The 20,375-nt window shown below is 63.5% G+C and carries 18 protein-coding genes and 1 pseudogene; 14 read left to right on the plus strand and 5 right to left on the minus strand.

What is annotated here, in order from left to right; translation table 11 throughout:
- The first annotated feature begins 247 nt into the window (after window positions 1-247).
- The 7 genes from rimP (at window position 248) to rpsO (ending at window position 8,096) form a co-directional block, all read left to right on the plus strand.
- Window positions 248-1,003 carry a ribosome maturation factor RimP gene (rimP, locus tag BMW89_RS14380; RefSeq protein ID WP_092027393.1) on the plus strand — a complete coding sequence of 252 codons (756 nt, stop codon included), beginning with the start codon at window positions 248-250 and terminating at the stop codon, window positions 1,001-1,003.
- Between the two features lie 2 nt (window positions 1,004-1,005).
- Complete coding sequence (gene nusA, locus BMW89_RS14385; RefSeq protein ID WP_092027395.1) at window positions 1,006-2,616, plus strand: transcription termination factor NusA; 1,611 nt, start codon at window positions 1,006-1,008, stop codon at window positions 2,614-2,616.
- Between the two features lie 23 nt (window positions 2,617-2,639).
- Window positions 2,640-3,323: an RNA-binding protein gene (locus BMW89_RS14390; RefSeq protein WP_092027397.1), complete on the plus strand. Its 684-nt coding sequence runs from the start codon at window positions 2,640-2,642 to the stop codon at window positions 3,321-3,323.
- 72 nt (window positions 3,324-3,395) lie between these two features.
- Window positions 3,396-6,104: a translation initiation factor IF-2 gene (infB, locus tag BMW89_RS14395; protein WP_092027399.1), complete on the plus strand. Its 2,709-nt coding sequence runs from the start codon at window positions 3,396-3,398 to the stop codon at window positions 6,102-6,104.
- Between the two features lie 155 nt (window positions 6,105-6,259).
- Complete coding sequence (gene rbfA / locus BMW89_RS14400; protein ID WP_092027401.1) at window positions 6,260-6,706, plus strand: 30S ribosome-binding factor RbfA; 447 nt, start codon at window positions 6,260-6,262, stop codon at window positions 6,704-6,706.
- Complete coding sequence (gene truB / locus BMW89_RS14405; protein ID WP_092027403.1) at window positions 6,703-7,824, plus strand: tRNA pseudouridine(55) synthase TruB; 1,122 nt, start codon at window positions 6,703-6,705, stop codon at window positions 7,822-7,824. The genes rbfA and truB overlap by 4 nt, the downstream gene beginning before the upstream one ends.
- A 2-nt stretch (window positions 7,825-7,826) precedes the next feature.
- Complete coding sequence (gene rpsO / locus BMW89_RS14410; RefSeq protein WP_092027405.1) at window positions 7,827-8,096, plus strand: 30S ribosomal protein S15; 270 nt, start codon at window positions 7,827-7,829, stop codon at window positions 8,094-8,096.
- 133 nt (window positions 8,097-8,229) lie between these two features.
- Here rpsO and BMW89_RS14415 read toward each other — a convergent pair whose 3' ends face one another.
- A complete protein-coding gene (locus BMW89_RS14415) occupies window positions 8,230-8,430 on the minus strand; it encodes a hypothetical protein (RefSeq protein WP_092027407.1) in 201 nt (66 codons plus the stop codon).
- A 131-nt stretch (window positions 8,431-8,561) separates the two neighbouring features.
- Here BMW89_RS14415 and pnp point away from each other — a divergent pair, with 131 nt between their 5' ends.
- Window positions 8,562-10,718 carry a polyribonucleotide nucleotidyltransferase gene (pnp, locus tag BMW89_RS14420; RefSeq protein WP_092027409.1) on the plus strand — a complete coding sequence of 719 codons (2,157 nt, stop codon included), beginning with the start codon at window positions 8,562-8,564 and terminating at the stop codon, window positions 10,716-10,718.
- 115 nt (window positions 10,719-10,833) lie between these two features.
- On the opposite strand, the gene katG is transcribed toward pnp, so the two are convergent.
- Window positions 10,834-12,993: a catalase/peroxidase HPI gene (gene katG, locus BMW89_RS14425; protein WP_177196056.1), complete on the minus strand. Its 2,160-nt coding sequence runs from the start codon at window positions 12,991-12,993 to the stop codon at window positions 10,834-10,836.
- A 114-nt stretch (window positions 12,994-13,107) separates the two neighbouring features.
- Between katG and BMW89_RS14430 the strand changes: the two genes are divergently transcribed.
- From BMW89_RS14430 to BMW89_RS14450, 5 genes and pseudogenes are all read left to right on the plus strand, one after another.
- Window positions 13,108-14,034, plus strand: a complete 927-nt coding sequence (locus BMW89_RS14430; protein ID WP_092027413.1) for a hydrogen peroxide-inducible genes activator — start codon at window positions 13,108-13,110, stop codon at window positions 14,032-14,034.
- Window positions 14,035-14,041: 7 nt separating this feature from the next.
- Window positions 14,042-14,506: a GNAT family N-acetyltransferase gene (locus BMW89_RS14435; protein WP_092027415.1), complete on the plus strand. Its 465-nt coding sequence runs from the start codon at window positions 14,042-14,044 to the stop codon at window positions 14,504-14,506.
- A gap of 93 nt (window positions 14,507-14,599) precedes the next feature.
- Window positions 14,600-15,427, plus strand: a complete 828-nt coding sequence (locus BMW89_RS14440; protein ID WP_092027417.1) for a hypothetical protein — start codon at window positions 14,600-14,602, stop codon at window positions 15,425-15,427.
- Between the two features lie 9 nt (window positions 15,428-15,436).
- On the plus strand, window positions 15,437-16,273 hold the full coding sequence (locus BMW89_RS14445; protein WP_143062763.1) for a hypothetical protein: 837 nt from the start codon (window positions 15,437-15,439) through the stop codon (window positions 16,271-16,273).
- A gap of 146 nt (window positions 16,274-16,419) precedes the next feature.
- Window positions 16,420-16,632 (plus strand): annotated as a pseudogene (locus BMW89_RS14450) (glutathione S-transferase N-terminal domain-containing protein); the annotation flags it as partial.
- Window positions 16,633-16,774: 142 nt separating this feature from the next.
- Here the strand turns inward: BMW89_RS14450 and fabI are convergent.
- The 3 genes from fabI to fabA all read right to left on the minus strand — a co-directional run bounded on the left by fabI (window position 16,775) and on the right by fabA (window position 19,518).
- Complete coding sequence (fabI, locus tag BMW89_RS14455; protein ID WP_092027421.1) at window positions 16,775-17,575, minus strand: enoyl-ACP reductase FabI; 801 nt, start codon at window positions 17,573-17,575, stop codon at window positions 16,775-16,777.
- A gap of 157 nt (window positions 17,576-17,732) precedes the next feature.
- Complete coding sequence (gene fabB, locus BMW89_RS14460; RefSeq protein WP_092027423.1) at window positions 17,733-18,956, minus strand: beta-ketoacyl-ACP synthase I; 1,224 nt, start codon at window positions 18,954-18,956, stop codon at window positions 17,733-17,735.
- Between the two features lie 40 nt (window positions 18,957-18,996).
- On the minus strand, window positions 18,997-19,518 hold the full coding sequence (gene fabA / locus BMW89_RS14465) for a bifunctional 3-hydroxydecanoyl-ACP dehydratase/trans-2-decenoyl-ACP isomerase (protein ID WP_092027425.1): 522 nt from the start codon (window positions 19,516-19,518) through the stop codon (window positions 18,997-18,999).
- A gap of 357 nt (window positions 19,519-19,875) precedes the next feature.
- Between fabA and irrA the strand changes: the two genes are divergently transcribed.
- Window positions 19,876-20,367, plus strand: coding sequence for an iron response transcriptional regulator IrrA (gene irrA, locus BMW89_RS14470; protein ID WP_092027427.1), 492 nt, complete (start codon window positions 19,876-19,878; stop codon window positions 20,365-20,367).
- The last annotated feature ends 8 nt before the right edge of the window (window positions 20,368-20,375 follow it).

The following is a 20,375-nucleotide window of genomic DNA, read 5'->3' on the forward strand; positions in this document are numbered from 1 at the left end:
AGCCACGTCTGGCCCGCGATGGGCCTTGTCCGGGAGGGCGGAACGGGCTATATCAGCGCCAATTCATCTTCTCATACGATCCGCGTAGTGAGAGTGGGCCCGAAAGGACCCGCTCTTTTTTATTACCTGAACGCGGCTTGGCGGAAGATGCGGCCCGACGCGCTGTCGGGAAAGTTCCGAAGCGGGCTTTGGAGTCTTAACCAAGCCTTAACCCAAGCGTTAACGAACGAGCGCCTTGACCCCTGATATGACCGAACCGAACGCTGGTTCCACGGATGCCGAGTTGCTGGCCGAACCAAGGCTCGTGGTCGAGCCGGGTGCGGCTGCGCGGGTGTCCGCGGTTGCGGGTCCGGTGCTCGAAGGCATGGGCTACCGTCTGGTGCGTATCCGCATTTCCGGGGAAGCGGGCTGCACCGTGCAGATCATGGCCGAGCGGCCGGACGGATCGATGCAGGTCGAGGATTGCGAGGCGATCTCGCGAGCGCTGTCGCCCGTGCTCGACGTCGCCGACCCCATCGATCGCGCCTACCGGCTGGAAATCTCCTCGCCGGGAATCGACCGTCCGCTGGTGCGTCGTTCCGATTTCGAACGCTATGTCGGGCATCTCGTGAAGATCGATATGGCGGTCGCCCATGACGGGCGGAAGCGGTTCCGCGGGACGCTCGGTGCTGTCGAAGGCGACCGCGTGCATCTGCGCCGCGACGACGCCAAGGCCGGCAACGACATCGACGTTCTCCTGGCGATGGAAGATATCGGCGAGGCACGCCTGGTACTGACCGACGAGCTGATCGCGCAATCCATGCGCCGCGGCAAGGCCGCGGCGCGCGAGATGCGCCGCGATCTCGGCATCGAGCCGCCGAAGGCACCGCATGCCGAGATCAGCGAAAAGACCACCAAGAACACCAAGCCGACGAAGAAGCCGGCCCCGACCAATACCAAGAAACATCGCCTGGCCGCCGACCGCGTGCGGCGGGGCGAGATCGATCCTGACGAAGGAGACTAGCCATGGCAGTCAGCGCCAATCGACTTGAGTTGCTCCAGATCGCCGACGCCGTTGCGCGCGAGAAATCAATCGACCGCGGCATCGTCATCGCGGCGATGGAGGACGCCATCGCCAAGGCGGCGCGGGCACGTTACGGCAGCGAGACTGACGTTCATGCCGAGATCGACCCCAAGAAGGGCGAGCTGCGGCTGTCGCGCCACATGCTGGTCGTCGAGACGGTCGAAAACCATTCCAACCAGATCTCGCTGGTGGACGCGCAGCGCGCCAATCCCGGCGCCCAGGTCGGCGACACCATCGCCGACACCCTGCCGCCGCTGGAATATGGCCGCATCGCCGCGCAGTCGGCCAAGCAGGTCATCGTGCAGAAGGTGCGCGAGGCCGAGCGTGACCGCCAATATATGGAATTCAAGGACCGCATCGGCGACATCGTCAACGGCGTCGTCAAGCGCGTCGAATATGGCAGCGTGATCGTCGATCTCGGCCGCGGTGAAGCCATCATCCGCCGCGACGAGATGCTGCCGCGCGAAGTGTTCCGCAACGGCGACCGCGTCCGCGCCTATATCTTCGACGTCCGGCGCGAGACCCGCGGCCCGCAGATCTTCCTCTCCCGCACTCATCCGCAGTTCATGGCAAAGCTGTTCGCGCAGGAAGTGCCTGAGATCTATGACGGCATCGTCGAGATCAAGGCGGTGGCCCGCGATCCCGGCTCGCGCGCGAAAATCGGCGTGATTTCCCGCGATTCTTCGGTCGATCCGGTCGGCGCCTGCGTCGGTATGCGCGGCTCGCGCGTGCAGGCTGTGGTGAACGAACTGCAGGGCGAGAAGATCGACATCATTCCCTGGTCGCCCGACATTGCGACCTTCGTGGTCAACGCGCTGGCGCCGGCGGAAGTCTCCAAGGTCGTCATCGACGAGGACCGCGAGCGCATCGAGGTCGTGGTGCCCGACACCAACAACCAGCTCTCGCTGGCGATCGGCCGCCGCGGCCAGAACGTGCGTCTGGCCTCGCAGCTCACCGGCTGGGACATCGACATCCTGACCGAACAGGAGGAATCGGAGCGCCGCCAGGCCGACTTCGAGAACTCCACCCGCGTCTTCATGGAATCGCTCAACGTCGACGAGGTGGTCGGCCAGCTGCTGGCGTCCGAAGGCTTCACCTCGGTCGAGGAACTCGCGATGGTGGACCTCAAGGAGCTCGCCGGCATCGAGGGTTTTGACGAGGAAACCGCGGAAGAACTCCAGAACCGTGCCCGCGAATATCTCGAGCAGCAGGAGGCCGAGATCGAGACCAAGCGCAAGGAGCTCGGCGTCGAGGACGCCGTCAAGGACGTGCCCGGCGTGACCTCCAAGATGCTGGTGAAGTTCGGCGAGAACGACATCAAGACGGTCGACGACCTTGCCGGCTGCGCCACCGACGATCTGGTGGGCTGGACCGAGCGCAAGGAAGGCGGCGAGCAGACCAAGTTCGCCGGCGCGCTCGATGGTCTCGAAATCTCCCGTGACGATGCCGAAGCCATGATCATGCAGGCCCGCGTCAAGGCCGGCTGGATCACCGAGGCTGACTTGGCCAAGCCGGCCGAAGAGGCTGAGGCGGCTGAAGATCAGCCGGCTTAAGGGCAAGGGAGAATGTCGCCCGGATGCTCGCAGATACTGACCACGATCTCGACAATGGCCCGCGGACCGAAAGGTCCGCGACCATGCGGATGTGCGCGGTCAGTCGCGAGGTCCGGCCGATCGACGAGCTGATCCGCTTCGTCGTTTCGCCGCAAGGCGCGGTAGTTCCCGATCTCAAGCGCAAGCTGCCCGGGCGCGGCATGTGGGTCACCGCCTCACGCGAGGTGGTTGCGGAAGCCGTGCGGCGTCACCATTTTGGTAAGGCCTTCAAGCGCGAGCTGCGCATTCCCCAGACGTTTCCTGCCGACATCGAGGCGCTCCTGGTCCGGAGTGTGACCGAGGTCCTTGGGATCGCGGCCAAGGCGCGCCAGATCGTCGCCGGTTTCGGCAAGGTCGAGAGCGCCCTGCAGGAAGGTACGGTCGAGGTCCTGATCCATGCCAGCGACGGGGCCGCGGACGGAATCCGCAAATTGGACATGCTGGCGCGTCAAAATGACGGAAATCGCGGTGCCAAACCGCCGATTCCCGTCGTCACCGCACTGAAATCGATAGAATTGGATTTGGCACTTACCCGGTCAAATGTGATACATGCTGCCCTGCTCGCGGGCCCGGCGAGCAAGTCATTCCTGTCACGTAGCCAGATGCTGGTCCGATACCGGATGGCGGACGCTGACAAGACTGCCGAAAAGCCCGGCCAGGATTTCTGAGAGACAACGACCACCCGATAGGACGGTGCGGCAACGCACAACGTTAACAAAGATCAGGATTAGGACTGCTTAATGGTTGATACCAAGACCCCTGACGACAAAAAGCTGAGCGCTCCGAGCAAGACGCTGTCGCTCAAGCCGCGCGTCGAAACGGGCACTGTGCGCCAGAGCTTCAGCCATGGCCGCAGCAAGCAGGTCGTGGTCGAGAAGCGCGGCAAGCGCCGTATCGACGGCAGCCCCGAGCCGCAGGCTCCCACGGTTGTTGCAAAGCCGGCACCGGCCGCGCCTGCACCCGCTCCCGCGCGCCCGGCGCCGCCGCGCAACGCCGGCTCCGGCGTGGTGCTGCGCACGCTGACCGAGGACGAACGTTCCGCCCGCGCCAGCGCGCTGGCCGATGCCAAGGTGCGCGAAGTCGAAGAGCGCCGCGTGGCCGAGGAAGAGGCCCAACGCCGCTCTGTTCGCGAAGCCGCCGAACGCGTCGACCGCGAGGCCGCGGAATCCCGCCGCAAGGCCGAGGAAGAGCGCCATCGTCACGAGGACGAAGCCAAACGGAAGGCCGAGACCGAAGCCAAGAAGCGTTTCGGCGAAGGCGAGCAGCCGGCATCCGCTCCGCGTCCCGCAACGGCGGCCCCGGCCACTCCCGCACCGCGTCCCGGCGCCCCCGCAGCGCGCCCCGGCACCACCACCACGGCACCACGCCCAGGAACCACGACCGCACGCCCCGGAACGACCACGGCCAGGCCGGGGGGCGGCCCGTTGGGTCGTGCTCCCGCGGTCGCAGCCGGACCGGACGAGGACGAAGGTCCACGCCAGATCCGTCGCGGTCCCGGCGGCGCTGCGCGTCCCGTTGTCGCCCCCAAGCCCACCCACAAGCCCGGCCCGCAGAAGGAGCGCGGACGCCTGACGGTCGTCACCGCGTTCAGTGCCGGCGACGTCCGCGAGCGTTCGATCGCCTCGTTCCGCCGCCGTACCCAACGCCTCAAGGGCCACGCGGCGAACGAGCCGAAGGAAAAGCTGATCCGCGAGGTGATCATTCCTGAAGCCATCACGATCCAGGAGCTGGCCAACCGCATGGCCGAGCGCGCGGTCGATGTCATCCGCATGCTGATGAAGCAAGGCGCGATGCACAAGATCACGGACGTGATCGACTCCGACACCGCACAGCTCATCGCCGAGGAACTCGGCCACAGCGTGAAGCGCGTGGCCGCCTCCGACGTCGAAGAGGGTCTGTTCGACGCCGTCGACGATTCCACCGACAACGAGCCGCGTTCCCCGGTCGTGACCGTGATGGGCCACGTCGACCACGGCAAGACCTCGCTGCTCGACGCGCTCCGTCATGCCAACGTCGTCTCAGGTGAAGCCGGCGGCATCACCCAGCACATCGGCGCCTATCAGGTGACGTCACCCGAGAGCGGCAAGAAGATCACCTTCATCGACACCCCCGGCCACGCCGCGTTCACCGCGATGCGTGCCCGCGGCGCCAAGGTCACCGACATCGTCGTGCTGGTGGTTGCGGCCGATGACGGCGTGATGCCGCAGACGATCGAAGCCATCAACCACGCCAAGGCGGCGCGCGTGCCGATCATTGTTGCCATCAACAAGATGGACAAGCCCGACGCGAAGGCCGAGCGCGTACGCACCGAGCTGCTCCAGCACGAGGTGCAGGTCGAATCCTTCGGCGGCGATGTCGTCGACGTCGAAGTCTCGGCCAAGAACAAGACCAATCTCGACAAGCTGCTCGAAATGATCGCGCTCCAGGCCGATATCCTCGACCTGAAAACCAATTCGGAGCGACCGGCCGAAGGCACCGTGATCGAGGCCAAGCTCGATCGCGGCCGTGGCCCGGTCGCGACCGTGCTGGTCCAGCGCGGCACGATCAAGATCGGCGACATCATCGTCGCCGGCGCCGAGATGGGCCGCGTCCGTGCGCTGATCTCCGATCAGGGCGAGACCGTGCAGGAGGCAGGTCCATCGGTGCCGGTCGAAGTGCTCGGCTTCAACGGTCCGCCGGAAGCCGGCGATCGTCTCGCCGTCGTCGAGAACGAAGCCCGCGCCCGCCAGATCACCAGCTACCGCGCGCACCAGAAGCGCGAGAACGCGGCTGCCTCGATCTCCGGCATGCGCGGCTCGCTCGAGCAGATGATGTCGCAATTGAAGACGGCGGGCCGCAAGGAATTCCCGCTGATCATCAAGGCCGACGTGCAGGGCTCGCTGGAAGCGATCCTCGGCTCGCTGGAGAAGCTCGGTACCGACGAAGTCGCAGCCCGCATCCTGCATGCAGGTGTCGGCGGCATCTCGGAATCCGACGTGACGCTCGCGGAAGGTTTCAACGCCGCGATCATCGGCTTCTCGGTTCGTGCCAACAAGGAGGCCGCTGCGGCCGCCAAGCGTAACGGCATCGAGATCCGCTACTACAACATCATCTACGACCTCGTGGACGACGTGAAGAAGGCGATGAGCGGCCTGCTCGCGCCGACCTTGCGCGAAACCATGCTGGGCAATGCCTCGATCCTGGAGATCTTCAACATCTCCAAGGTCGGCAAGGTTGCCGGCTGCCGCGTCACCGACGGCACCGTGGAACGCGGCGCCAACGTGCGCCTGATCCGCGACAACGTCGTCGTACACGAAGGCAAGCTGTCGACGCTGAAGCGCTTCAAGGACGAAGTGAAGGAAGTCCAGTCCGGTCAGGAATGCGGCATGGCCTTCGAGAACTACCACGACATGCGCGCCGGTGACGTGATTGAGTGTTACCGCGTAGAGACGATCCAGCGCTCCCTGTAAGTCCAAATCTTACCGAAGCGCCCGGATCTTTTTGAGCTGAAATTGCGGGAGTGCGATGGCCGGATTTATTCCGGCCATCGCACCGCATTCGTTTCAACAGGACAAATGACAATGCTCGTGTCCCATACACGCGCATGACAAGGTGATTTTCGACCATGCCCAGCCATCATCAGAAGAAAAGTTCCGCACCAGGCGGAGGCTCGCAACGTCAGTTGCGCGTCGGCGAGCAGGTTCGCCACGCGATGGCCGAGATTCTGGCGCAAGGCAATGTGCATGATGAGGACCTCGAAGGTCACATCATCACCGTGCCGGAGGTGCGGATGTCGCCCGACCTGAAGCTCGCGACAGTCTATGTGATGCCGCTCGGTGGCCGCGACACCGAGATCATCATCGCTGCGCTCGAGCGCAACAAGAAATTCCTGCGTGGCGAAGTCGCGCGGCGCGTTAACCTGAAATTTGCACCTGACCTTCGCTTCCGCGTCGATGAACGATTCGACGAAGCGGAACGGATCGAGAAACTTTTGCGAACACCTGCGGTGCAGAAGGACCTCGAACAGGACTTGGAACAGAATCCGGATTCGGATCGGGAAGAAGAACAATGACGATGGACCCGGCTCACGGCACGATCGGCGGCGAAGACGCCGATCAGCGCGACGTGCAGAAAAATAATTTTGCGGATCCCGGCGACAATTCTGCGCCGCACCAGGAGCCGCGCCGCGTCAACAACGATCCGCGCGCCAACAAGCAGAAGGGCCAGCAGCAGCAGCGCCGCGACCGCCGCGACGTCCATGGCTGGGTGGTGCTCGACAAGCCGATCGGCATGACGTCGACGCAAGCCGTTGCCGTGCTCAAGCGCCTGTTCAACGCCAAGCGCGCCGGGCACGCCGGCACGCTTGATCCGCTCGCCTCCGGCGGCCTGCCGATCGCGCTTGGAGAGGCCACCAAGACGGTTCCCTTCGTCATGGACGGCCGCAAGCGCTACCGCTTCACCGTGTGCTGGGGCGAGGAACGCGACACCGACGATATCGAGGGCAAGGCGACCGCGACGTCCGACCAGCGCCCGACCCGGGAGGCCATCGAGGCCCTGCTGCCCCGCTTTACCGGCGTGATCCAGCAAACCCCGCCGCGCTATTCCGCGATCAAGGTCCAGGGCGAGCGCGCCTATGACCTCGCCCGCGACGGCGAGATCGTGGAACTGGCCCCCCGCCCGGTCGAAATTCATCAATTAACCCTTGTGGATCAACCGGATAACGACCGGGCCGTGTTCGAAGCCGAGTGCGGCAAGGGCACCTATGTCCGCGCGATCGCCCGCGATATGGGCCGGATTCTCGGCACTTACGGCCATATCTGCGCGCTGCGGCGGACCCTGGTCGGCCCATTTGGCGAGAACGACATGATTCCGCTGGATCAGCTGGAGGCTTTATGCGATAGAGCCGCGTCCGGCGAGGGGAGCCTCGCCGACGCGCTTATGCCCGTTGAGACCGCGCTGGACGACATCCCGGCACTGGCCGTCACTCGGGCTGATGCGGCAAGGCTCCATCGGGGCCAAGCCGTTTTATTGCGCGGACGGGATGCGCCCACTAGTAGCGGCACAGTCTATGTCACGGTGGCAGGCCGCCTTTTGGCGCTTGCTGAAGTCGGCAATGGCGAAATCATCCCCAAGCGTGTGTTCAACCTGACCGGCCTGACTGCCAGCGCCGTTCGCAACGAGAGAAATTGACGATGTCGATTGCCGCAGAACGCAAAGCGGAAGTCATCAAGACGAATGCCAACAAAGCCGGCGACACCGGCTCGCCCGAGGTTCAGGTCGCGATCCTTTCGGAACGCATCGCCAACCTCACGAGCCATTTCAAGACCCACGTGAAGGACAACCATTCGCGTCGCGGCCTCTTGAAGCTGGTGTCGACCCGCCGCTCGCTCCTCGACTATGTGAAGAAGAAGGACGAGGCGCGCTATAAGGCGCTGCTCGAGAAGCACAACATTCGTCGTTAAGAGTTCTTGCGCGCGCCCAACGGCGCGCGTTTTCGCGTGTGGTTTCGAACGAAAGCGTTTGTTCAAAGGTTTTTGATCGAGGCTGCGTGCGCGTCGGGTGCGGCCCAAAGCGCAATAAGAGTCGCACTTTGGATTATTGCTTGAGCATGATCTTGTCGGAAAACCGCTTCGCACTTTTCCGGATCATACTCGAGCGATGATTCGCATCCGGGGCATGATGGGCGAAGACCGAAGATTCGGCGTTCGCATTCATGCCGACTGACAGTCCAGCAGCAATCCGGCGGCTGGGCACAACGGGCAAGGCGCCCGTATGACCCGAGAGGATGGACGCCATCCGAAATCCAAAAACCATGGCAGGATCGCAGGACGCTGATCGCCCGCTTCGATCAACGTCCCGCAATCTTGCGCATGGTTTTTGTTTTTCGAGCCGTCCTTTCTTTCGAGAACCCATGAAAGAAGACCTCCATGTTCAATAAGCATTCAGTCGAGATCGACTGGGGTGGACGCCCCCTCAAGCTCGAAACCGGCAAGATCGCGCGCCAGGCCGATGGCGCCGTCGTCGCCACCTATGGCGAGACCGTGGTGCTCGCCACCGTCGTCGCGGCGAAGACGCCGCGCGAAGGCGTCGACTTCCTGCCGCTGACGGTCGACTACCAGGAGAAGACCTACGCAGCCGGCCGCATTCCCGGCGGCTACTTCAAGCGCGAGGGCCGTCCGACCGAGAAGGAGACGCTGGTCTCCCGCCTGATCGACCGTCCGATCCGTCCGCTGTTCGTCGACGGCTGGCGCAACGAGACCCAGGTGATCGTGACCGTGCTCTCGCACGACATGGAAAACGATCCCGACATCGTCGCGCTGGTGGCGTCGTCGGCTGCGCTGACCCTGTCCGGCGCGCCCTTCAAGGGCCCGATCGGCGCAGCCCGCGTCGGCTTCGCCAATGACGAGTTCATCCTCAACCCGACGCTCGACGAGATGGTCGACACCCAGCTCGACCTCGTCGTCGCCGGCACCGCCGACGCCGTGCTGATGGTGGAATCGGAAGCCAAGGAACTGAACGAAGAGATTATGCTCGGCGCCGTGATGTTCGGTCACCGCCACATCCAGCCGGTCATCAAAGCGATCATCGAGCTCGCCGAGAAGGCCGCCAAGGAGCCGCGCGAAGTCACCACGATCGACAATTCGGCGCTCGAAAAGGAAATGCTCGGCATGGTCGAGCAGGAACTGCGCGCCGCCTACGCCATTCCGGTCAAGCAGGATCGCTACGCCGCGGTCGGCAAGGTCAAGGAAAAGGTGATCGCCCATTACTTCCCCGAAGGGCAGGAGCCGAAATACGACAAGCTGCGCATCGGCGGCGTGTTCAAGGAGCTCGAAGCCAAGATCGTTCGCTGGAACATCCTCGATACCGGCAAGCGCATCGACGGCCGCGACAGCAAGACCGTGCGCAAAATCATCGCCGAAGTCGGCGTGCTGCCCCGCGCCCACGGCTCGGCGCTGTTCACCCGCGGTGAGACCCAGGCGCTGGTCGTGACCACGCTCGGCACCGGCGAGGACGAGCAGTACATCGACGCGCTGTCCGGAACGTACAAAGAGACGTTCCTGCTGCACTACAACTTCCCTCCCTACTCGGTCGGTGAGACCGGTCGCCTCGGCGGCACCAAGCGTCGCGAGATCGGCCACGGCAAGCTCGCCTGGCGCGCGATCCACCCGGTGCTGCCGCCGCATCACGAGTTCCCCTACACCACGCGCGTGGTGTCGGAGATCACCGAATCGAACGGCTCGTCCTCGATGGCTTCGGTCTGCGGCGCTTCGCTCGCGCTGATGGATGCCGGCGTGCCGTTGAAGCGGCCGACCGCGGGCATCGCGATGGGCCTGATCCTCGAAGACAAGCGCTTCGCGGTTCTCTCGGACATCCTCGGTGACGAAGATCATCTCGGCGACATGGACTTCAAGGTCGCCGGCACGGAGCAGGGCATCACCTCGCTCCAGATGGACATCAAGATCGAGGGCATCACCGAAGAGATCATGAAGGTCGCGCTCAGTCAGGCCAAGGATGGTCGTATCCACATCCTCGGCGAGATGTCCAAGGCGCTGACCAACGCCCGCGCCGAGCTCGGCGAATACGCGCCGCGCATCGAGACCTTCAAGATCCCGACCGACAAGATCCGTGAAGTGATCGGCACCGGCGGCAAGGTGATCCGCGAGATCGTCGAGAAGACCGGCGCCAAGGTCAACATCGAGGACGACGGCACCGTGAAGGTCGCCTCCAACGATGGCGAGGCGATGAAGGCCGCGATCAAGTGGATCAAGTCGATCGCCTCCGATCCGGAAGTCGGCCAGATCTATGAGGGCACCGTCGTCAAGGTGATGGAGTTCGGCGCCTTCGTGAACTTCTTCGGCTCCAAGGACGGTCTCGTCCACATCAGCCAGCTCGCTTCGGCGCGCGTGCAGAAGACCTCCGACGTCGTCAAGGAAGGCGACAAGGTCAAGGTCAAGCTGCTCGGCTTCGACGACCGCGGCAAGACCCGCCTCTCGATGAAAGTGGTCGACCAGGAGACTGGCGAAGACCTCGAGGGCAAGGGCGGCGACGGCGAGAAGGCTCCTCGCGAAGCGGCCGGCGAGTAAGTCTCGCGACCTCAGAAAAAACGAAGGGCGGCCGAAAGGCCGCCCTTTTTGTTTGTGTTCGTCCCGGGCGATATGCGCTCCCTCGCCCGCAAGCAAGCGGGAGAGGTGCAACACCTCAGGCCGCGATGTCGTACCTGTCGAGGTTCATCACCTTGGTCCAGGCCTTGGCAAAGTCCTGCACGAACTGCTGCTTGGCATCCGACGTGGCATAGACCTCGGCGTAGGCGCGGAGCTGCGAGTGCGCGCCGAAGATCAGATCGGCACGCGTGCCGGTCCACTTCACCGCGTTGGTCTTGCGGTCGCGGGCCTCGTAGCTGCCATCAGCCGCCGCCGTCCACTGCGCGCTCATGTCGAGCAGATTGACGAAGAAGTCGTTGCTCAGCGTGCCCACCTTCGCGGTGAGGACACCGTTCTTCGACCCGTTCGCATTGGCGCCGAGCACACGAAGGCCGCCGACCAGCGCCGTCAACTCAGGTCCGCTCAGCTTCAGAAGCTGCGCGCGATCGATGAGCGCTTCTTCCTGCTGGAGGAACTGATGCTTCTTGCTGACGTAGTTGCGGAAGCCGTCAGCCCGCGGCTCCAGCGGTGCAAAGGAAGCAGCGTCGGTCTGCTCCTGCGAAGCATCCATGCGGCCCGCTGTGAACGCGACCTTCACGTCGACGCCGGCATCCTTCGCGGCCTTCTCGACCGCGGCAGAACCGCCGAGGACGATGAGGTCGGCGAGCGAAACCTTCTTCGCGCCGGTGCTGAACTCCTTCTGGATCGTTTCGAGCTTGCCGAGCACCTTCGAGAGCTGAGCCGGCTGGTTCACCTCCCAATCCTTCTGCGGAGCAAGACGGATGCGCGCGCCGTTGGCGCCACCGCGCTTGTCCGAACGACGGAACGTCGAAGCCGACGCCCAGGCGGTCGAGACCAGCTCGGAGACCGAGAGGCCCGAGGCCAGGATCTTGGTCTTCAGCGCAGCGATGTCCTGATCGCTGACCAGCTCGTGATTCACGGCCGGAATCGGATCCTGCCAGATCAGCGTCTCCTTCGGCACCAGCGGGCCGAGATAGCGCTGGATCGGGCCCATGTCGCGATGGGTCAGCTTGAACCAGGCGCGGGCAAAGGCGTCCGCGAACTGATCGGGATTCTCCAGGAAGCGCCGCGAGATCTTCTCGTAGGCCGGATCGAGGCGCAGCGAGAGGTCGGTCGTCAGCATCGTCGGCCGATGCTTCTTCGACTTGTCGAAGGCATCAGGAATGATGGCGTCGGCGCCCTTGGCCGTCCACTGGTTCGCGCCGCCCGGGCTCTTCGTCAGTTCCCATTCGTACTTGAACAGGTTCTCGAAGAAGTTGTTGCTCCATTTCGTCGGCGTCGTCGTCCAGGTCACCTCGAGACCGCTCGTGATGGTATCGCCTGAATGGCCCGACGCGTGCTTGCTCTTCCAGCCGAGGCCCTGATCTTCCAGCGCGCCGGCTTCCGGCTCCGCTCCGACCAGCGAGGGATCACCTGCGCCATGGGTCTTGCCGAAGGTGTGGCCGCCGGCGATCAGGGCTACGGTTTCCTCGTCGTTCATCGCCATGCGGGCGAAGGTCTCGCGGATGTCTTTTGCCGCGGCGACGGGATCCGGCTTGCCGTTCGGGCCTTCCGGATTGACGTAGATGAGGCCCATCTGCACCGCACCGAGCGGCTCGGCGAGTTCGCGCTCGCCGCTGTAGCGCTCATCGCCCAGCCAGGTGCCTTCGGGACCCCAATAAAGTTCTTCCGGCTCCCAGACGTCGGCGCGGCCACCGGCGAAACCGAAGGTCTTGAAGCCCATCGACTCCAGCGCGACGTTGCCGGCGAGCACCATCAAATCGGCCCAGGAAATCTTGCGACCATACTTCTGCTTGATCGGCCACAGCAGACGGCGTGCCTTGTCGAGGTTGGCGTTGTCGGGCCAGCTGTTGAGCGGCGCGAAACGCTGCTGTCCGGCGCCGGCACCACCGCGGCCGTCCGTGGTGCGATAGGTGCCCGCGCTGTGCCAGGCCATACGGATCATCAGGCCACCATAGTGACCGAAATCGGCGGGCCACCATTCCTGCGACTCCGTCATCAGCGCGGTCAGGTCCTTGACGACCGCGTTGAGGTCGAGCGTCTTGAATTCCTTGGCGTAGTCGAAGTCCTTGCCCATCGGGTCGGACAGGGCTGAATTCTTGTGCAGCATCTCGATGCTGAGCTGGGTTGGCCACCAATCGCGGTTCGCCGGCACGCGTTTTCCACCCGAAAACGGGCACTTTGAAGAGTCGTCCATGAATACCTCCTCTGGTGGCGTCGAACTCGCGCCTTTGACCAGGTGGAAACACTCTAAGCTTCTCATTCCATCAGGGGAAGTTGACTTTAATGATCGCTGCGATAGGATTTTCTGATGGCCAACGTGACAATGCGCCAGCTCCGGTATTTTGATGCGCTGGCGCGCCACGGCCATTTTGGCCGGGCGGCTGAGGCAAGCTCGATTTCGCAGCCAGCCCTGTCGATGCAGATCAAGGAACTGGAGGAGGCGCTCGGCGGCCTGCTGCTGGAGCGCAGCGCCCGGCAGGTGGCGCTGACCCGGTTCGGCGAAGAGCTCGCGCCACGTGTCCGCGACATCCTGCGCTCGGTCGATGAGCTCGGCGATTTCGCCCGCGCGTCGCAGGACCGCTTCTCAGGTCGCCTGCGGATCGGCATGATCCCGACGATCGCGCCCTATCTGCTGCCCACCATCACCAAAAACCTCACACGCATGCATCCGGAACTGGACATCCGCGTGCGCGAGACGATGACGCCGCGGCTGATCCAGGAGCTGATCGAAGGCCGGCTCGATACCGCCATCGTTGCCCTGCCGGTGTCGGAGCCCTCGCTCACCGAGGTCGCGCTGTTCGACGAGAAATTTTTGCTGGTACGCCCGGGCTCCGATGAGGGCACGCCGGCGCCGTCGCGCGAGATGATGCGGGAGATGCGGCTATTGCTGCTCGAAGAGGGGCACTGCTTCCGCGACCAGGCGCTGTCGTTCTGCAACATGCAATCGGCGCCACCGCGCGAGATGCTGGACGCGAATTCGCTGTCGACGCTGGTCCAGATGGTCAGCGCCGGCATCGGCGTGACCTTGATTCCGGAGATGGCGGTGTCCGTGGAGACGCGATCCGCCTCGGTCTCGCTGTCGCGCTTCCGCGACCCCGAGCCCTCGCGCACCATCGGCATGGTCTGGCGCAAAACAAGTCCGCTGGCGCGGCAGCTCCTGCAAATCTCCGAAGTGGTCTGCCTGTCGGCCGGCAAGGTGCGCGCGCGGCAATCCGTCCGCGGCCAACGGGCGTAGAGCCTCGATGTCGCATCCCATCATCCGCCCCGCCCGCACTGACGAATATGACGAGATCGGCCGTGTCTGGATGGAAAGCTGGGTCTCGACCGGGCTTGCCGAGGCCAGCAACTTCCTGCTGGCGAACCTGCGCGCGCGCGTCCAGCGCGAGATCGAGGACGGCTGGACCCTGTTCGTCGCCGACGACAATGGCACGATCGCCGCGATGCTGGCGCTACATCTGCCAAAGCTCTATCTCGACCAGCTGTTCGTCGCGCCTGCCTATCAGGGCCAGTCGCTCGGCCGGCACTTGCTCGCCTTCACGCGAAGCCAGATGCCCAATGAGATCGAACTGCGCTGCGTGCGCGAGAACGAAAAGGCCTGGCGCTGGTACGAGCGCGAAGGCTTTGTGTTCGAGACCGAAGACATCTCCCCGGTGACGGGTTTTACGATGAAGTGCTATCGGTGGAAGAGGCAGCGGCCCACCGGATAGGCAGCAATGGGCGGGTGCAGCTTGCGGTTGTCATGTTCTCAACCTAGTGTGGCGCGTCCTGCGTTTTTTTCTCTCGCTGATCTCCTGGAATCCATGGTTCGATTTGCCGCTTCGCTGCTTGCTCTGTTGTCCCTTCTGACTCCGGCAGCCGCACAGACCCCTCCTGCACCCTCTGCCCAATCCGCCACACAACCAAAGCCGCCTGCCAAAAAGGCAGCAGCGAAGCCGAAGGCACCAGCAAAGCCCGCAGAGCAGGCGACTGCCGGTCCCTGCGGCATCGGCGTCATCGCGGCGACGCAGGACCTGTTCGTCGTCCAGAAGATCGGCCTGACCGTGTTCGGCAACGACTACGCGGAAGTGCCGGTGTCATGGGGTCTCGACGACCTCACTTTCGCCCGGGTGCGCGCGGCCGCCGGGACAACGCCGGTGCGTCGGATCCCTTACGCCAAGGGCGCCTTCGATTCCTATTATCATCCGAAGGGTGGCCTGTTTCGCAACCGGCGCGATGAGCTTTCGAACCTGGTCCGCGGAATTGCCGGCAATGCCGGCTGTGAGCGCTATGTCGTCGTCATGCGCAATGAAGGGCAGCTTGACGGGACGAATCAGACGCTCAGCGGCGTCGGCATCTTCAGCCGGGGTGTCGGTCCGATCTCCTACGCGTATGTCTTCGTCTATGTCGGCGTGATTGTCGTCGACGGCCAGACTTTCGAAATCAGGAAGGGGCCCGCAGTGACGTTCGAGGGGGTCATGAAGCATCTGGCCGACAATTTCGTCGACAACGAGTTTCTGCGGAAGGTGGACAAGTCCGTATTCCCGGAGACGGCCGCGGACGCCGCCAATAACACCGCCTTGCGCGATACCACCCGCGACTTTCTGACGAAGCGGTTGGACAAGATCCTGCCGCCGTATTTCGCACAGTGACGCCCGACGATGATGACAAAAGGCGGACCATCTAAGAAAGCGTCGCGCGTGGCAATGCTGGCCTTCGCCATGATTGCCACGGCTCTTCTGCTCTCAACGACGGGAGCCGGGGCGCAGGCTGTGCCGAAGAGGAGCGCGGCAAAATCCACGAGCGCGACGTCCCCAACGATGCCAGCAGAGAGCGGCCCATGTCAGATTGGCGTCATCCCGATCGCCGGCGATCTGTTCACGATCAAGAAATTCGGTCCGCTGAAGTTCCTCGACAAATACTCGCACACTTCCGTCGCCGCGTGGGCACTCGACGACCTCGTCGTGTCCCGCGTTCGTGCGGCCGCGCCCGGCAGCTCCGTGCGCAGAATCGCCTACACAAGGGAGGAACTGAAATCTGGAGGCCGGCGGGAGCAAAATCCGTTCTTCTACCACGCGGAAGTGGACATCGCGGACTTCGTTCGGTTTCTCGCACCGAGACTCCGTTGCGAGCGTTACGTCGTCGTGCACCGGCACGGCGGAACGCATCGCGAATACGGCATTGGAATCTCGCAGTATCCATACAACGGACCCGTGCAGCTCTCCGCGATGATGTACATCCGTGTTTATGACGGCGGGACTTTCGCGTTGATCAAGGAGGCGCAGGCCTTGATGACCGACGACACTTACATCGATCGCTTGCTGCGCAATCCATTTGGCGGACCGTCGCGCGAGCTGGATCGGGCCATGTTTCCGGAGAAGCCTGCGGATGTTGTCAACAATCCGGTATTGCGCGACGGCGTGCGTGCCATGCTGACGGCAAGTCTCGACAAGACATTGCCGCCCTTGCTCCGGCACCAGGGACAGCCCGCGCGCTGATTGAGAGCAACGCCGTCAACCTGTCGGGTCGACCAACATGTCGTTCGCGCAGCAACCCTCTTGCCCAGACGTAGCGCGCTGCGAATGCGCGGCAAGCGCGCCGTGAATTGCGCTGCTTGCCTCCCGCCGATGAAAGGTCGGTTCCCATGATCAAGCTCTATTGGTCGCCCCGATCGCGCTCGTTCTCGACGCTTTGGCTGATGGAGGAAAGCGGCCTGCCCTATGAGCGCGTGCTGACCGATATCTCGACGGGTGCGAAGAAGGCACCGGATTATCTGAAGGTCAATCCGATGGGAAAGGTGCCGGCACTCAGTGACGGCGATGCCTGTCTCGTGCGCTGCATGGCGCGGCTGGCGTTTCAGCGCGCCGAGAAGATCGCGGCGGGATAGACCAAATCCCGTAGGATGGGCAAAGCGAAGCGTGCCCACCACCTGTATCGCAATTGTTGAGAGATGGTGGGCACGTCGCTTGCGCGCCTTTGCCCACCCTACGGAATCTTGGCTACTCCGGCGTCTTCAGATCGTCCGGCCTCGGCATCAAGACGGTGTTGTAGCCGGAATCGACATAGTGGATTTCGCCGGTCACGCCGCCGGAAAGATCCGACAACAGATACAGCGCGGAGCCACCAAGCTCGTCGAGCGTGACGCCGCGGCGGAGCGGCGAATGCTTTTGCATGTAGGCAAACATCGCGCGCGCCTCGCCGATGCCCGAACCCGCGAGCGTACGGATCGGGCCTGCCGAGATCGCGTTGACGCGGATGCCGCGCGGCCCGAAATCGGAGGCGAGATAGCGCACCGAGGCTTCCAGCGCTGCTTTGGCCACGCCCATCACATTGTAATTCGGCATCGCACGCTCGGAGGCGCCGAAGGTCAGTGTGATCATGCTGCCGCCCTCGGTCATCAGCTCGGCGGCGCGTTTTGCGATCTCCGTGAAGGAGAAGCAGGAGATCACCATGGTGCGCGAAAAGTTCTCGCGGCTGGTGTCGGCGTAACGGCCCTTCAGCTCGTTCTTGTCGGCAAAGCCGATCGCGTGGATGACGAAATCGAGCTTGCCCCATTTTTCGCGGAGCACGTCGAACGTGGCATCGACACTGCCGATGTCCTCGACATCGCAGGGCAGCACCAGATCGACGCCAAGCTGCTCCGCCAGCGGCTTGACGCGCTTGCCAAGGGCCTCGCCCTGGAAGGTGAAGGCAAGCTCGGCACCATGGGCATGCAGCGTCTTGGCCATGCCCCAGGCGATCGAGTGATCATTGGCGATGCCCATGATCAAACCGCGCTTGCCTTTCATCAAACCTTCCATCGTCTGCTAGCTCCTCTAGTCAGGTGTCATCGCCCGCCTTGTGCGCACTTGCGCACTGGGGCGGGCGATCAAGTATTCCAGAGGCGGTCGTGACAAATCGAGAAGCCGCGGCGTACTGGATGCCCCGCCTCCGCGGGGCATGACAGCGCACGGGGCGTCACACATCCAGCCGGCTGAACACCAGCGTGGCGTTGGTGCCGCCGAAGCCGAACGAGTTCGACAGCACGGTGCCGATTTTGACGTTGTCGATGCGCTTGCGCACGATCGGCATGTCGGCGAACACGGGATCGAGCTCCTGGATGTGCGCGCTCTCGCAGATGAAGCCGTTGTTCATCATCAGCAGCGAGTAGATCGCCTCCTGCACGCCGGTGGCGCCGAGCGAGTGTCCGGTCAGCGCCTTGGTCGCCGAGATCGGCGGGCACTTCTCGCCGACCCCAAACACCCTTCGGAGCGCGTCCATCTCCGGCGGATCGCCGGCCGGCGTCGAGGTGGCGTGCGGATTGATGTAGTCGACCTTGGTCTTCACCGTCGACATCGCCATGCGCATGCAGCGCTCGGCGCCTTCGCCTGACGGCGCGACCATGTCGTAACCGTCCGACGTCGCGCCGTAGCCGACGATCTCGCCGTAAATACGCGCGCCACGCGCCTTGGCATGCTCGAGCTCTTCGAGCACGAGGACTCCCGCGCCACCGGCGATGACAAAACCGTCGCGGTTGACGTCGTAGGGACGTGAGGCGGTGGCGGGCGTGTCGTTATATTTCGAGGACATCGCACCCATGGCGTCGAACAGCACCGACAGCGACCAGTCCAGTTCCTCGCAGCCGCCGGCGAAGATGATGTCCTGCTTGCCGATCTGGATCGTCTCATAGGCATTGCCGACGCAGTGGTTCGAGGTCGCGCAGGCTGACGAGATCGAATAGTTGACGCCCTTGATCTTGAACCAGGTCGCGAGCGTCGCGGAGGCCGTGGACGACATCGCCTTCGGCACTGCAAACGGTCCGACGCGCTTCGGTCCCTTGGTGCGGGTGATGTCGGCGGCTTCGACGATGGTGCGCGCCGACGGTCCGCCGGAGCCCATGATGATGCCGGTGCGGATGTTGGAGATTTCGTCAGGGCCGAGACCGGAGTCCTGGATCGCCTGCTCCATCGCGATGTGATTCCACCCGGCACCCTGGCCGAGGAAGCGCATCGCGCGGCGGTCGACAACCGTCGCAGGATCGATCGTCGGCGCACCCTGCACCTGCGACCGGAAGCCGAGCTCGGCATATTTCTCAGCCCGAGAAATGCCCGACTTCGCCTCGTGAAGGCTTGCAAGCACTTCCTGGGTGTTGTTTCCGATGGACGAGACGATGCCCATCCCGGTGACCACAACCCGCCTCATGACAGCCTCGCCTAAATCGTTGTCTTCTTGGTGATGCGCGTTAGCTCAGGCTCGTGCCCTGTTTGAACAGGCCGACCTTCAGATCCTTTGCGCGATAGATAATCTGGTCATCGACCGAAAGCCATCCGTCGGCGATGCCGAGCACCAGCTTTGAACGCATCACGCGCTTGATATCGACGTTGTACACAACCTTGCGTGCCTCGGGCAGCACCTGGCCGCTGAACTTCAATTCGTTCAGGCCAAGCGCGCGGCCACGACCTTCGCCCCCGGTCCAGCCCAGAAAAAAGCCGACCATTTGCCAAAGCGCATCGAGGCCGAGGCAGCCGGGCATCACCGGATCGTTCTTGAAGTGGCAGCCGAAGAACCAGAGGTCGGGCTTCACGTCGAGCTCGGCGCGCACCACGCCCTTGCCGTACTCGCCGCCATTCTCGGTAATTTCCGCGATGCGGTCGAACATCAGCATCGGCGGTAGCGGCAATTGGGCATTGCCCGGACCGAACATCTCGCCGCGGCCACAAGCCAGTAGATCTTCGTATTCGTAGCCGTTTCGCCTGTTCAGCATGCGGAAGCCTCTGTTCTAACCCCGATTGAGCGGCGTTTCTGGCAAAAATGGGTCCCGTTCTGTTCGGAAAGCAACGCCTTTTGCCGTCGTCAGCAAGCGCGAATGCCGAAAGTCCGGATGGACCTGCGAACCCGGCCTCAATGCCCGGCCGCGCCAAAATCGGCTAAGCGGAACCGCGCGCTCTCTAACACAGGCCTTTTCGGGTGGCAAAGCGATCTCATGAAGGTAAAATGACGGGGCGCCTGCACGGTTCCAAGCCCGATTAGAACCTCTCTAGTTGCGAGAAACTTGCATCTGCATCTATCTGTCCTTATATTGCAGATAGATACAGTGTCCACGCGTGCCCGAAATCTGGAAATGAGCGAGAATACAACGCTTCATCACGACGAAGACGTCCACACCGCGGCCCTCCTGTCCGGCCGCCAGCCGGCTTTGACCGGCTGCCCGTGGCACGACGTCAACGAAATGCTGCAGTCCGCAGGCCTCCGCCCGACGCGTCAGCGCATGGCTCTCGGCTGGCTGCTGTTCGGCAAGGGCGCGCGCCACCTCACGGCCGAAATGCTCTATGAGGAAGCGACGCTCGCCAAGGTGCCGGTGTCGCTGGCGACCGTCTACAACACGCTGAACCAGCTGACCGACGCCGGCCTGCTGCGCCAGGTCAGTGTCGACGGCACCAAGACCTATTTCGACACCAACGTCACCACGCACCACCACTACTACCTCGAGAACAGCCACGAGCTGGTCGATATCGAGGATCCGCATCTGGCGCTGTCCAAGATGCCGGAGGTGCCTGAAGGTTACGAGATCGCCCGCATCGACATGGTCGTGCGCCTGCGCAAGAAGCGCTGAGATCGTCT

Origin of the sequence: Bradyrhizobium sp. OK095, assembly GCF_900109945.1 — a bacterium.
Taxonomy (GTDB): domain Bacteria; phylum Pseudomonadota; class Alphaproteobacteria; order Rhizobiales; family Xanthobacteraceae; genus Bradyrhizobium.